Source organism: Nocardia terpenica, assembly GCF_013186535.1.
In the GTDB taxonomy this organism is placed as follows: Bacteria; Actinomycetota; Actinomycetes; order Mycobacteriales; family Mycobacteriaceae; genus Nocardia; species Nocardia terpenica.
The window spans coordinates 1,188,050-1,200,649 of the sequence record NZ_JABMCZ010000001.1 but is presented as its reverse complement, the minus strand read 5'-3'; the positions used below and the strand labels follow the sequence as shown (position 1 = coordinate 1,200,649).

At 69.1% G+C, this 12,600-nt stretch carries 13 protein-coding genes; 2 read left to right on the top strand and 11 right to left on the bottom strand.

The features are described 5' to 3' along the window. Nucleotides 1-8 precede the first annotated feature (8 nt). Both HPY32_RS05500 and HPY32_RS05495 read left to right on the top strand, forming a co-directional pair. The gene (locus tag HPY32_RS05500) at nt 9-839 is read left to right on the top strand and encodes an alpha/beta fold hydrolase (protein ID WP_171982726.1); all 831 of its coding nucleotides are present in this window, start codon (nt 9-11) and stop codon (nt 837-839) included. Between the two features lie 344 nt (nt 840-1,183). After that, nucleotides 1,184-1,558, top strand: a complete 375-nt coding sequence (locus HPY32_RS05495) for a hypothetical protein (protein WP_156674671.1) — start codon at nt 1,184-1,186, stop codon at nt 1,556-1,558. Between the two features lie 129 nt (nt 1,559-1,687). Here the strand turns inward: HPY32_RS05495 and HPY32_RS05490 are convergent, their stop codons facing one another. The 11 genes from HPY32_RS05490 to HPY32_RS05440 form a co-directional block, all read right to left on the bottom strand. Continuing rightward, nucleotides 1,688-3,244 carry a ComEC/Rec2 family competence protein gene (locus HPY32_RS05490; RefSeq protein WP_067593106.1) on the bottom strand — a complete coding sequence of 519 codons (1,557 nt, stop codon included), beginning with the start codon at nt 3,242-3,244 and terminating at the stop codon, nt 1,688-1,690. Continuing rightward, the gene (locus tag HPY32_RS05485; RefSeq protein WP_067593109.1) at nt 3,241-4,125 is read right to left on the bottom strand and encodes a ComEA family DNA-binding protein; all 885 of its coding nucleotides are present in this window, start codon (nt 4,123-4,125) and stop codon (nt 3,241-3,243) included. Before HPY32_RS05485 ends, HPY32_RS05490 begins: the two co-directional genes overlap by 4 nt. A 114-nt stretch (nt 4,126-4,239) precedes the next feature. Further along, complete coding sequence (locus tag HPY32_RS05480; RefSeq protein ID WP_067593112.1) at nt 4,240-5,082, bottom strand: DegV family protein; 843 nt, start codon at nt 5,080-5,082, stop codon at nt 4,240-4,242. Between the two features lie 3 nt (nt 5,083-5,085). Next, the gene (gene octT / locus HPY32_RS46055) at nt 5,086-5,781 is read right to left on the bottom strand and encodes a diglucosylglycerate octanoyltransferase (protein ID WP_309247515.1); all 696 of its coding nucleotides are present in this window, start codon (nt 5,779-5,781) and stop codon (nt 5,086-5,088) included. 610 nt (nt 5,782-6,391) lie between these two features. Continuing rightward, nucleotides 6,392-7,018, bottom strand: a complete 627-nt coding sequence (locus HPY32_RS05470) for a histidine phosphatase family protein (protein ID WP_067593121.1) — start codon at nt 7,016-7,018, stop codon at nt 6,392-6,394. Between the two features lie 29 nt (nt 7,019-7,047). Beyond that, the gene (gene rsfS, locus HPY32_RS05465; RefSeq protein WP_067593123.1) at nt 7,048-7,476 is read right to left on the bottom strand and encodes a ribosome silencing factor; all 429 of its coding nucleotides are present in this window, start codon (nt 7,474-7,476) and stop codon (nt 7,048-7,050) included. Then, nucleotides 7,473-8,114, bottom strand: coding sequence for a nicotinate-nucleotide adenylyltransferase (gene nadD / locus HPY32_RS05460; protein ID WP_082871687.1), 642 nt, complete (start codon nt 8,112-8,114; stop codon nt 7,473-7,475). The genes rsfS and nadD overlap by 4 nt, the downstream gene beginning before the upstream one ends. A 52-nt stretch (nt 8,115-8,166) precedes the next feature. Continuing rightward, a complete protein-coding gene (locus HPY32_RS05455; protein ID WP_231951836.1) occupies nt 8,167-9,519 on the bottom strand; it encodes a DoxX family protein in 1,353 nt (450 codons plus the stop codon). Nucleotides 9,520-9,600: 81 nt separating this feature from the next. After that, complete coding sequence (locus HPY32_RS05450) at nt 9,601-10,233, bottom strand: hypothetical protein (RefSeq protein ID WP_067593129.1); 633 nt, start codon at nt 10,231-10,233, stop codon at nt 9,601-9,603. Nucleotides 10,234-10,283: 50 nt separating this feature from the next. Beyond that, nucleotides 10,284-11,720, bottom strand: a complete 1,437-nt coding sequence (locus HPY32_RS05445) for a vWA domain-containing protein (protein ID WP_067593131.1) — start codon at nt 11,718-11,720, stop codon at nt 10,284-10,286. Further along, nucleotides 11,720-12,595 (bottom strand): AAA family ATPase, encoded by an 876-nt coding sequence (locus HPY32_RS05440; protein WP_067593134.1) that lies wholly within the window; start codon nt 12,593-12,595, stop codon nt 11,720-11,722. The genes HPY32_RS05445 and HPY32_RS05440 overlap by 1 nt, the downstream gene beginning before the upstream one ends. Nucleotides 12,596-12,600 lie beyond the last annotated feature (5 nt).

The window sequence follows — 12,600 nt, the reverse complement described above, 5'->3', positions numbered from 1 at the left end:
GTGGTCCCATGAGTGAAACAGGCGTGCTGCGAACCGCAGTCCGGATCGACGGCGACATGGCCAGTTACCTGACGGTGGAGCAGGACGGCCCGGCGGTCTTGCTGCTACACGGAACGTATTGGAGCCGGGTGTGGCTTGCGGTGCTCGACCATCTCGCGGCGGCGGGGCTACGGCCCATTGCGGTCGATTTCCCGGGACTCGGGCGCTCGGGCGGCGAGCTCACCCCGGAAACGGCCACGGTTCCCGCCCTTGCCGATTGGGTGACGAGATTCGCCTCCACGCTGCAGCTCCCCGAGCCGATCGCCGTGGCCGGTCACGACATCGGCGGCGCCGTCGCCCAGCATCTCCTCGCCCACGACCTACTGAAGGTGCGCCGACTGGCCCTGGTCAACTCGGTCGCCTACGACTCCTGGCCCGCACCCCACGTGGCCCGATTCCGAGACCCGGCCGTCGTCGCGGCGACCACCACCGATGACCTCCTCGCCGCGCGCCGACGCGCCGCGACAACGGATCTGGCCGACGCCGCCACCGACCAGCGGATCGCCCAGTACCTGGCCCCATGGACCGATCCCCGAGTCCGCCGCTCCTGGCTGGCCATGGTGGCAGCGGCCGACCCCCGCTACACCCTCGCCCTCGTCCCCGCACTACAGCAGTCCCCGACACCCAAGTTACTGATCTGGGGCGAAGACGACCGCTTCGAAAAGATCGAATACGCCGAGAGATTCGCCGCAGAAATCCCGCACACCACACTCGTACGAATCCCGAACGCGACACACATCCCCACAGAGAACGCCCCCACCGAGGTCGCCCACGCCCTCACCGAATTCTGCACGGCGTAGAACGATCTTCCAACTCTCTCGGCCGACATCGCTGCGCTTCGCAACAGCGATCGCGTGGTCGGTTTGATTTCAACTCTGCCGCAAGAGATTAGGTCGGCTGGCAAACGAGCCAGTTGGAATTGCGTTGTCACGCAATGGTTGTCACCCCTATAAATTATCATCAGGGGTATTACCAACTCTTTAACCTCGAATGACGTTGTATAGCAACATCATTCATGGATCGTGGAGCTGGACAGCTGATATGCTCATCGCTGTCGACGTCGACTGGCCAGGAAATTTCCGCTTCCCGCTCGGTTACAACAGGGCGCTCTGGAAGTAGCACCTCTTTATCGGACACCCCAGATATGGGTTCGACGAAAGGCCATGACATGAAGCATATCGGCAGTACTGTGGCGATTATCGGCGCGGTGGTCTCGCTCGGGTTCCTCGCACCCGCCGCCGCCAGTGCGGCGCCCAATGATCCCAGTGCGACTCCCGCCGCTCCCGCGCAGGGTGCCTTCGGGTACACGGCCAGGGACGACAACCACTACATTCTCTCGGAGCCCTACGATTTCGTATGCTACGACGTCGAGGGAGTGGGACCCGTGGAGAACAATACGGACCGTGTCGCCCAGTTGTACTACACCAACGACTGCCGGGGCCCCTGGCAGGAGCTGGGTGCGTACTCGAGGACCGATTACGCCCAATTCCGTTCGGTACGTTTCATTTACGAGCACTGAACGGCTCGCACCGGCGAGGGTGCGTGATGTGAGGGTGTACCCTCGCGCCGTGTGATTCGAATCCGTCCCCTCCACTCCGCGCTGTGGAGGGGACGGTCGGAAGAGGCTGGCCGACAGCGTTATTCGGCCCTATTCGTCCGGCGGCGACCGGACCCCGCGGGCGAACAGGGCGAGGAGCACGGCCACCACCGACGCGACCGCCAGCCCGCCGGTGAGGCCGCTCGGCACCGACAGCGAGATGCTCAGGGACGCACCGCGTTCGGAGACGAACAGCAGCCAGCGCAGTGGCGGCCCGGTCAGCCACAGCACCGCGTCGGCGGCGGGCGGATACGGGCAGCACAGGATGGCGGCGAGGGTGCCGAGAATTGTCAGGGGCGCGATGACCGGCTCCACCAGCACATTGGCGAGAATGGCCAGCGGGCCGATATGTCCGGTCAGGGCGGCGATCATCGGAATGGTGAGCAGGAAGGCGGCGGTGGCGACCGAGAACGCCTCGGCGGGAATGTGGTGCCAGCCGTGGTGCTCGAGCCACTGGGACCAGCCCGGGGCCAGCAGCACGAGCCCGGCGGTGGCGAAGACCGAGAGCGCGAAGCCGATATCCAAGGCCAAGGCCGGGGACAGCGCGATCAGACCGATCACCGCCGCACACAGAGCGGGCAGGGCCTGTTTGCGGCGGCCGGTGATCACCGCGAGGACGGCTATCGCGCCCATGACCGCGGCGCGCAGCACCGTCGGGGACGGGCGGGCGAGGATCACGAACATCACCAGCGCCAGCACGGACAGCAGCACGCCCCACCGCAGGTCCACGGTCGCCGCTCGCACCGAAAGGAGCACGGCGGCAAGGATTATCGTGACATTGGTGCCGGAGACGGCGATCAGGTGCGTCAGGTCCGTCTGCTTGAAGTTCTCGCGAACCTCGTCGGACAGGTGCGAGATATCGCCGTCGACCAGACCCGGGAGCAGCCCGGCGGCATCGGGCGGCAGGACGCGGGTCGCGGCCTCGGCCAGCCGGGTGCGCACCGTACCGGCGACGCGCTGCCACCAGGGAGCGGTGCCGACCGGGGTCGGTGGGCCCTCGGCTCTCAGGACGGCGAGGGTGAGGTCGTTGCGCCACGGTCGATCCAGGCGGACTCGCAGGCGCACCGGTTGGCCGGGCAGCAGCGCTTGCCGGTTCTCCCGCAGGAGGACCACCACCGATCCGCCGGTGCGCACCGCGACCTCGCCGTGCTGGTACTCGCGCAGTTCCGCGCGCAGCATCCAGCGGCGGCCGCCGAAGGGCTTGGCGGGCAGCGGTTTCGGATCATCGGTCGGTACCACCACGACCGTCAGGTAGGTGCCGGGGGCGGCCGCGCGCAAGGGGTGGGTGGCCGCGCAGTACTGCTGCCAGGAGGCCGCGCAGGCGAACCCGGTGCCGAGCAGTAGGGCGGCCAGGACCGCCGCGGCGACCCGACCCTCGGCGGCGATGCTGTCGGTGCCCGCCGCGTGGCGGCGAAACATCCACGCGCCGAGCACAATCGATGACAGCAGCAGTACCGCGGCGGCAACGAGACCGGTCCGCCAGCCCGACGCAACGGCCAGAATAGTCACGCCCCAGCAGGTGAGCGCCGACGGCAGCAGGCGCGCATCCAGGATCTGCGGGTCGGTGATCGGCTCGTGTTTCGGTGCCCCACCCCGTGTTTCGCTCACAGCGTCACCAGCGGACGCAGGCGGTTGAGCCGGGCCGGGCCGACGCCGGTCACCTCGGCCAGCTGATCAATACTGGTGAAGCGGCCGTGTTCGGCGCGCCAGGTGATGATGGCGCGAGCGGTCGCCGGGCCGACGCCGGGCAGTGCATCGAACTCGTCCTCGGTCGCGGTGTTCAGGTTGACCTTGACCGACGGCGACGCTCCCGAGGTGTGCCCGGTACCGGACGGGCGCGGACCGCCGGGCACGACCGCGCTACCCTGATGCGCCGGACCGGGATTCGCCGCGTGCACCCCGACGACGACCTGGTCCCCGTCGGTCAGCCGCTGGGCGAGATTCAAGGTCGCCAGGTCCGCGCCCTCCTTCGCCACGGCCACGGCGATGGCATCCGCGACCCGGGACCCGGCCGGAAGATGCAGCAGCCCAGGGTGTTCCACCAGACCGACGACGCTGATCACCAGCTCCGCGGGCGCGGGCGGAGGCGGCGGAGCGTCCACCCGCGTCCGACCCACCGACTCGATCGGAATACCGGTTTCGACCGCCTCGGACGTCCGCGCCGCGGGCAGCGGCGGAACCGGTTGCACGACAGGATGTTCCCGCTGCGCCGCCGCCGCGGCGACGACCACGGCCGCCACCCCGACCGCCGCGAGCACGATCACGCCTCGCCGCCCCGGGTCCCACCGGGTGCCCCGGAACCGCTCCGGCACCAGCCGCTCGTGCCACAGCGAGACGCTGCCCACCGGCTCGCTCAGCCACTGCGGCGACCGCGGGGTCTGCTCTCCTCGCTCCACCGCTCGCGTCTCGTGCTCGATCTCGTCGAGATCCCAGCGCCCGTCCTCGAGCGCCCCCAACCGCTCCCGCACCCGCCCGTTGTCTCGCGCCATGCCGCCGACGATAGGCGCCACGGCCGTTCGGACTCGCCCTCCGACCAGGGCTTACATCAAGTCTGTGGACAACTTCCGAGCTGTGGACAACACGCCGAGCTACTGATGGCCGAATCAGCTGCAACCGCCGGGAACCACCAGCACCCCGACGGCCCCCGACCCCAAATGCACACCGAGAGTCGGGCCGAACTCCGCCGTAATCATTTCCCGAATACCAGGGATCAGCTCGGTGAGCTGGCTGGTGAGCGTGGCGGCGGCCTCGGGGGCGCCCAAGTGTTGGACAGCCAGGGTGGCGCCGTCGTCGCCCGCCGCGTCCACCGCGGCGGCGACGAGTTTCGCGTACGCCTTGGAGCGGGTGCGGGCCTTTTCCCGCAGTTCGAGGCGGCCCTCGACGATTTGCAGGATCGGTTTGGTGACCAGTTCGGTGCCGAAGAAGGCGGCGGCGGTGCTGAGGCGGCCGCCGCGCCGCAGCTGTTCGGTGCGGTTGACGACGATGAAGGCGCGGCCGCGCGCGGAGGCCGAGGCCGCGGCGTCGTAGACGATCTCGAGCGGGGCGCCGTCGCGGGCGCGGCGGGCGGCGGCGAGCACCGGGAGACCGGTGCCCAGCCCGGCGCTGAGCGAATCCACCAGGCGGATCCGGTCGGCGGCGTCCATATCGCGGATGGCCTGCCGGGCGGCCTCCCAGGTCGCCGACAGTTGACGTGAAATATGCACGGCCACAACGCCGTCGCCGTCGCTGCGGGCCAGCGCGCGCTCGTAGGCGGCGCGCAGCTCACCGGGCGAGGGGGCCGACGTCGTGACGGTCGAGGAGCCGTAGTCGATCTCGGCGTCGTCGACACCCTCGCAGATCGCGCGATCGTCCACCAGGACGTGCAGCGGCACCACGACAATGCCGAAACTCTCGACCAGTTCGCCGGGCAGACTCGCCGCGGAATCGGTGACCACCACCACGGCCATGCGCTATGCGACCTCCGACAGCACCTTGACCATGGCACGGGCGACGGCCGCGTGCCCCTCCCAGCCCCAGTGGATGCCGTCCGGATTGGCCTCACCGGAGAAAACGTTGTCCCGCACCGCGTCTCCCAGATCGACCAGCGGCACACCGGTTTTCGCCGACCACTCGCGCAGCGCGCGCACCGCGGGCTCCCGGCCGGTGTGCACGCGGCCGTAGGCATCGCAGTTGTGCACCGAGGGCAGCACGCCGACCACCGGCAGGTCGGGCCGCAACTGCGCCAACGCATGTCGCGACTGCTCCAGATAATCGACGCTCACCTTGGGCGGCAGCGCCACCGGGCGACCCAGCCGCGACAGCCGCGGCTGCAACCACTGATACCCCGCGCGCACCCGGCGGCGCACCGCGGGCGGCCGCACATACCGAATCAATTCACGCAACGCGGTCGGCAGCGGCGAGGGCAAACTGTCCATGCCCCCGGTCGCGAACACCACCGCCCCCGCACGCGGCACCGCGGCCCACACCCGCGGATCACCGATGAGCGCCCAGTACGCATCCCGGCACGTCCACCCGATCCGCCCGATCAGCTCCACATCCCAATCCAGCTCGGCCCCCACCAAATTCGGCCAGATCCGCGAATCATCCGCAGGCAACCCACCCTTCGGCCCGAAATAGGAAAGCGAATCCGCAATCACAAGCAACACCGGACGACCACCCGACTCCCCCCCAGGCTCCGCCCCCTCCCCGCCCCGACGCTCGACACTCCCCGACCCGACCGCCGTTTCGGCACCAACCCCACCCGTGATCCCGGCACCAACCCCACTAGTGATCCCGGCGTGCTTTTGGCCGGGATCTCCCGCAACAGGCTGGATTCCGGCCAAAAGCACGCCGGAATCACGAGGGGAGTCTTCGACTACGGACTCGGCACGCCCCGGCTGTCGAACGTCATCCCGATCCGAGCCACCATCCCGGCTCGCCTCGGGCGGACCGGTCGCCCCCTCGGTATCTCCGGAGTCTCCCCCGTCGCTCTCGCCCGCCGAATCCTGCTCCCCGACAGACGGTTCCGGCACCGGACCGCCGAAGAGCAGGTCCGGGAGGTGGCGGATCGGGCCCTGGGATGCCTGGCGGAGCAATTCGTCGGAGACCGCGCCGCCGCGGTCGTCCGCGCCGGAATTCTGCTGCGGGGCAGGCGATCCCGGGGCGGGGCCGCCGAACAGCGCATCCGGGAGGTGCCGTACCGGGCCCTCGGATGCTTGGCGGAGCAACTCGTCGGATACCTGCCGGACCGGTTCGTCCCGGTCGGAGGCGGATTTCTCAGAGGACATCAGGTGCTACCTTTGCAGCCGCGTTCCACACATCCAGCCGCCACCCGGGCTGCTCGATGCTCGGACCGTGACTGCTCAGCTGCACCCAGCTGGTGTTGGCCAGCCCACCCAGCACCGGCCAGTTCCGGTGGGGCAGCTCCAGCAGCGCCGCAGTCAGAGCCGCGATCAACCCGCCGTGCGCGACGAGGATGATCGTACGGCCGGGCCAGTCGGCCCGCTCGGCGAACAGCCCGCGCACCACGGGCACGCCGCGCGCACCCACCTGAAGCTTGTTCTCACCACCGGGCGGGGTGAAGGTCGGGTCGAATCGCCAGGTCTGCCGCGCGCCCGGATACTTCGCGTCGACCTCCACATGGGTCAGCCCCTGCCACTCCCCCAGATCGGTCTCGCGCAGCCTGCTGTCCCGCTTCACCTCGAGGCCGGTGTGTTCGGCCAGCGCGGTCGCGGTGTCGTAGGCGCGGCGCAGATCGGAGGAGATCAGGGCGATGGCGTCGCGGGTGACCAGCTCCCGGGCGGCGTCCTTGGCCTGCCGCCGACCGAGCTCGCTGAGCTCGGTGTCGATCTGACCCTGCATGCGGTCGGAGGCGTTCCATTCGGTCTGCCCGTGCCGCAGCATGATCAACCGGCGTACGCCGGGATGCCTGCTCACGCGGTGTCTCCGGGTTCGTCCGCCTCGTCGGCGTCCACCTCGTCGGCCGCGAGCCGGGCGGGCTGCTCGATCCCGTCCACGGGGATCTGCGGGCAGTCCTTCCACAACCGTTCCAGCGCATAGAAGTTGCGCTCGTCGTCGTGCTGGATGTGCACCACCAGCTCGACGTAGTCGAGCAGCACCCAGCGCCCCTCGCGGGCGCCCTCCCGCCGGACCGGCTTGTGCCCGGCCAGCCGCAGCTTGTCCTCGACATTGTCGACGATCGCGTTGACCTGGCGCTCGTTCGGCGCGGACGCGATGACGAAGCAGTCGGTGATCACCAACTGCTCGGAGACATCGAGGACCACCACGTCGGATGCCAGCTTCTCGTCCGCCGCTCGCGCGGCGACCTGCGCCATCTCCACCGCTTCGACAGTTGCCGTCATCCAGCTACCTTCCCGTTCCCTCCCGGCACATACAGGTGCCGTTTCGATATGTACTGCACCACCCCGTCCGGAACGAGATACCACACCGGCCTGCCTTCGGCGGCGCGGCGGCGGCATTCGCTCGACGAGATCGCGAGGGCCGGGATCTCGATCACCGTGAGGGCTTCGGCGGGGCCTCCGCGCAGATGCTCCTCGAGGTGGTCGATATTCAATTCGTATCCCGGCCGGCTCACACCGACGAATTTCGCCAGCTCGAACAGCTCCGACCAATCGTGCCATGTCAGGATGCTGGCCAGCGCATCCGCTCCGGTGATGAAGTACAGATCCGCGTCGGGATGTAATCGTTGCAGGTCACGGAGGGTGTCTACGGTATAGGTCTCCTTGCCGCGGTCGATGTCGACCCGGCTGACGGAGAATCGCGGATTGGACGCGGTCGCGATGACGGTCATCAGATACCGGTCCTCGGCCGGGCTGACCTGCCTGCCGGTCTTCTGCCACGGTTCCCCGGTCGGGACGAAAACGACCTCGTCGAGATCGAAGCGGTTGGCGACCTCGCTCGCCGCCACCAGGTGCCCGTGATGGATGGGATCGAAGGTGCCGCCCATCACGCCCAGTTTGCGCCGCCCTGTTTCTTGCACGACTGCCGAGCTTACTGGGCGGGTGGTCCGGTACCCGGCAGCGCGGTCGGGGTCAGTTGACCGAGTATTCCTGGACCCAGTGGAATCCGGTGCTGCGCTGCGGGAAGCTGTCCGGGTCGACACGGGTCAGCGAGAGCGTGACCGGGTGGCCGTCCATGTCGCCGGTCAGCTCCAGGCGATCGGCCGCGGGTTGCCGGAAGGTGAAGGTGGCCATCGGCTTCGGTTGCTCGGCCGCCGTCGTCGGCGGCGCGGACAGGACGAGGCGATGGGAGCCGGTGTCGACGGCGGCCTTCGAGGTTGCGAACGAGTCGTCCATCCGCTGCACCTGCGCGACGCCCGGATAATCGAAAACGATCCTGCGCCAGCGGGTCCGGTCGGTGACGAGGGGCGCCACCGGTTGCCCGTCCCGAGTGAATTCCGAGACATTCCAGATGCCGTACAGCGGCGGCTTCGGGCGGCCGCCTCCGTATTCGCGCCAGCCGTGCCAGCTGACGTTCGCCACGTCCACGAGGACCCAGACACCGAGCGCGACCTGCGCCACCGCGGCGATCCACCGTGCGCGAGGCGTCCGGAACGGCTGAGGATACGCCGAGGCCGCGGTCGCGCCGCCCAGCAGACTGCCGACCAACCGCCGTGCCTCCGGCGCCAGCAGTACCAGCGACATCAGCATCAGATGGCTGGATATGATCTTGATGGGCACGTCGAAGGTCATGTTCAGCACGAACACCAGCGCCGTGTCGACCAGGCTCAGCAGCGCGCCCGCCATCGCGGTGCGGGGCAGGACCAGCAGCAGCCCGGCCAGCAGTTCCGCACAGCCCAGCAATATCTCGTACGGCTGCGACGAACCGGTCTGGCTCCACAGCACCGACATCGGTGGAAGATTGCCGTACGGCTCGAGCAGCGTCTTCAGCGTGGGCGGAGGCATCTGGGCCGGAATCACCTTGGCCATCCCGTAGCTGATCAACTGCCCGGCCACACACAACCGGACGAACAGCAGGAACCATCCCGCCACGGTCCGGTATTCGGCGCGGCGGCGATCGAAGGCCGTCCACACCACGGTCGCCACCACGGCGACGACGAACGTGCAGAACAGCGCGACCCAGAAGACCGCCTGATCGCCACTTCCGGACTGGTGCGCGACCGCGTCCACACCGAACAGTTCCCGGCCGACCCACTGGTAGACGGGGCCGAGCAGTTTCGTCTGCCATTGCTGCGCGCCCTCGGACAGCCGCTCGCCGAACCATCCGGTGAACGCGAACAGAATCTGCGGGGTGAGCACGCAGAACAGCCCGAAGTAGACGAAGCAGAACCGAAACCCGATCCGCGTGGCCACATTCCACCGCGGCGGCCGATCACCGCCCTCCCGCCCGAGATCCGCATCCGCCACCTCGACGCCGACGCTCATCCCCGCCCCTCTCAACGAACCGACACCCATCCGAAAGTATCGAAACACCGGCGGCCGGGCACGTTTCCCAGGTCGCGCATATCAATTCGGGTCGCGGTGGAGCAGGCGGGTGAGGGTGCGGCGGAGGCGGGACCCGGCGGCCGAGCGGGCGGCGGCGGCCGAGATCAGCAGATCCTCGCGGAGTTCGTGATAGTCGGGGACGTCGGCGACGAGGTGGGCGCCGAGGGTGAATTCCCGTGCGGCGTCGCGGAAGCGGTGCAGCGCGAGCAGGCAGGTGCCGAATTGTTCGTGCAGCAGCGCTATTTCGGGCGCCGGATAGGGAATGTCGCGGCAGGCCAGGGCGCGGGCGTACAGCCGGGCCGCGGCGCGATGGCGACCGGCGCGGTAGTGGATACGTGCGGCGAGCAGGGTGTGGTGAGCGGCGTCGGCGGCCGACAGCCCGATCCAGCTGGCCGCGGCGGCGAGCGCGGCCTCGGCCAACTCGTCGTCGCGGCCGGTTTGGGCGGAAATCGCGGTCACCACAAGCGAATTCAGCCGAGCCCGCCGCTCCCAGGGCAGCCGCTGCCCGCCGACCGCCAGGGCCCGCCGCAGCATCCGCTCCGCACCGACCGGATCGATCGCCAGCCGCGCCACCGCCATCTCGGCAAGCGCCTCCACATACTCCGCCGACGCGGCAGTGAACGAATCGTCGGCATCCCCCGGTCCCCTCGACACGGGCGAATGCTCCCGCCGAAAGCTTGTGATCCGCTTAACGGGTGCTTGGCTCAGACCGGAAGCAGGCGGCTCACCACCGCGGTCAGCTGTCGGGCCGAACGGCATTCGTGCATCTCGATGATGCGCGCGTAGCGGGTGGCGGCGGAATCGCCGGTGCCCCACATCTTCTCCGCCTCCGGATTGAGCCAGTACGCGTGCTTGGCGACGGTCACCAATTCGTGCAGGGTGTCCAGCGCGGGGTCGCGGTAGTTGGTGCGGGCGTCGCCGAGGATCAGCAGGGATGTGCGGCTGGTGACGGCGTCGGCGAAGTTCTCGGCGAAACCCTGTAGCGCCGCACCGTAATCGGAGTGGCCCTCGAACCCGACCACCTTGGTCTCGGTGAAGATGCGGCGGGTCACCTGGTCCAGCGGGGTCACCTGGTCGAACAGGTGGGTGACCTCGTCGACCCGGTCCACGAACGCGAAGATCCGCACCCGCGAGAACTGTTCACGCAGCGAGTTCACCAGCAGCATGGTGAAGCTGGAGAATCCGGCCACCGAGCCCGAGATATCGCACAGCAGCACCAGATCCGGGCGGCCGGGCCGCGGCTTGCGGGCGGCCAGCGTGATCGGCACCCCGCCGGTCGACATGGATTTGCGCAGCGTCTTGCGCAGATCGATCTCCCCGCGCCGCGCCCGCCGCCGCCGAGCGACCAAGCGGGAGGCCAGCACTCGCGCGAGCCGCTGGCTGCCGCGGCGCAACTCGGCCAGCTCGTTCTCGGAGATGCGCAGGAAGTCGGCGTCCTCGGCCTGCCGCTGCACGCCGTAGGAGGCGACGCGGTCGCGGCCGATGCGCTCGGCCACCCGCCGCCGGGTCTCGGCGTCGACCGCGCCGCGGAACCGCTGGATGCGCTGCCGCGCGGCACGGCGGGCGACCTCGGTGTCGAACTCCGAATTGTCCCCGCCCGCAGCCAAACCCGCCAGAATCTTGCTGATCAGCAGCTCCGGCTGCACATCCTTGAGCGTCTGATACGTCGAGAACGACGGCCCGTTGGCCGACTGGTACTGCCCCATCTCCTCGACCATCTGCGCGGCCAGATCCTGTAGCTGCCGGGACCGTTCGCCGGTGGGGTCGGCGATCAGCAACTCCGCCAGCATCTTTCGCAGCGCGATGATATCGACCTCGCCGTCCGGCTTACGGGGGATATCGATCTCGGCCGCGCCCGCCCGCTCCCCCAGCGCCGCCGGGAACCACAGGTCGAACAGTCCGTCGAAGGTGGCGCGCTGGGTGGTGCGCCGCAGCAGCGCGCACGCCAGGCCCTCGCGCAGCATCTCCCGGTCCAGCAGATCCACCACCGTGAGCACCTGCCCCGCGTCGACGGTCTCCGAGGGACCGACCGGAATTCCCTTGGCGCGCAACGCCTCCACGAATCCGACCAGGTGGCCCGACAGCCCGTGCGGGGACAGCTCGTCCGCCGGACGCTCGGGGCGGGCTCGGGCGCCGAACATCAGGCCAGCTTCAGCTCGGCGAGCGCGCGCTGGTGGTCGCTGCGATGTTTGAGGACGACGCCGAGGGTGGCGCGCACCGTCTTGTCGTCGAGGTCCTTCAGTCCCAGCGCCAGCAGCGTGCGGCCCCAGTCGATGGACTCCGCCACCGACGGCAGCTTCTTGAGCTGCATGCCGCGCAGCACGTGCACGACCCGCACCAGCTGCGCGGCCACGGCGGGCTTCAACTCCGGCACCCGGCTGGCCAGGATGCGGCGCTCCAGTTCCTCGCTGGGGAAGTCGATGTGCAGGTAGAGGCAGCGGCGCTTGAGCGCCTCGGACAGTTCGCGGGTGGCGTTGGAGGTGAGCACGACGAACGGCAGCCGGGTGGCGGTGATGGTGCCGAGTTCGGGCACGGTGACCGCGAAGTCGCTGAGCACCTCGAGCATCAGGCCCTCGATCTCGACATCGGCCTTGTCGGCCTCGTCGATCAGCAGCACCGTCGGATCGGCGCGCCGGATGGCGGTCAGCAGCGGGCGGGAGAGCAGGAACTCCTCGCCGAAGACATCGGATTTCGTTTCCTCCCAGCCGTTTTCGCTGGACGCCTGGATGCGCAGGATCTGCTTGGCGTGGTTCCACTCGTACAGCGCCCGAGCCTCGTCGATGCCCTCGTAGCACTGCAACCGGACCAAGCCTGCGGTCGCCGCCTGCGCCACGGCCCGCGCCAGCTCGGTCTTGCCGACACCGGCCGGGCCCTCGATCAGCAGCGGCTTGCCGAGCCGGTCGGCCAGGAACACCGACGTCGCCGTCGCCTTGTCGGCCAGATAGCCGGTCGTCGCGAGCCGCTCGATCACATCGTCCACCGACGCGAAGATCGGCTCGTGCGCTGCGGTCTGCACTGTTG

Excerpts from the sequence above, each read along its gene's own strand:
- HPY32_RS05495 (WP_156674671.1), top strand. The coding sequence starts at position 1,184 with ATGGGTTCGACGAAAGGCCATGACATGAAGCATATCGGCAGTACTGTG.
- rsfS (WP_067593123.1), bottom strand. The coding sequence starts at position 7,476 with ATGACGGCAACTGTCGAAGCGGTGGAGATGGCGCAGGTCGCCGCGCGA.
- HPY32_RS05500 (WP_171982726.1), top strand. The coding sequence starts at position 9 with ATGAGTGAAACAGGCGTGCTGCGAACCGCAGTCCGGATCGACGGCGAC.
- HPY32_RS05455 (WP_231951836.1), bottom strand. The coding sequence starts at position 9,519 with ATGAGCGTCGGCGTCGAGGTGGCGGATGCGGATCTCGGGCGGGAGGGC.
- HPY32_RS05445 (WP_067593131.1), bottom strand. The coding sequence starts at position 11,720 with ATGTTCGGCGCCCGAGCCCGCCCCGAGCGTCCGGCGGACGAGCTGTCC.
- HPY32_RS05480 (WP_067593112.1), bottom strand. The coding sequence starts at position 5,082 with ATGGCCGTGGTGGTGGTCACCGATTCCGCGGCGAGTCTGCCCGGCGAA.
- HPY32_RS05470 (WP_067593121.1), bottom strand. The coding sequence starts at position 7,018 with ATGCTGCGGCACGGGCAGACCGAATGGAACGCCTCCGACCGCATGCAG.
- HPY32_RS05485 (WP_067593109.1), bottom strand. The coding sequence starts at position 4,125 with ATGGCGCGAGACAACGGGCGGGTGCGGGAGCGGTTGGGGGCGCTCGAG.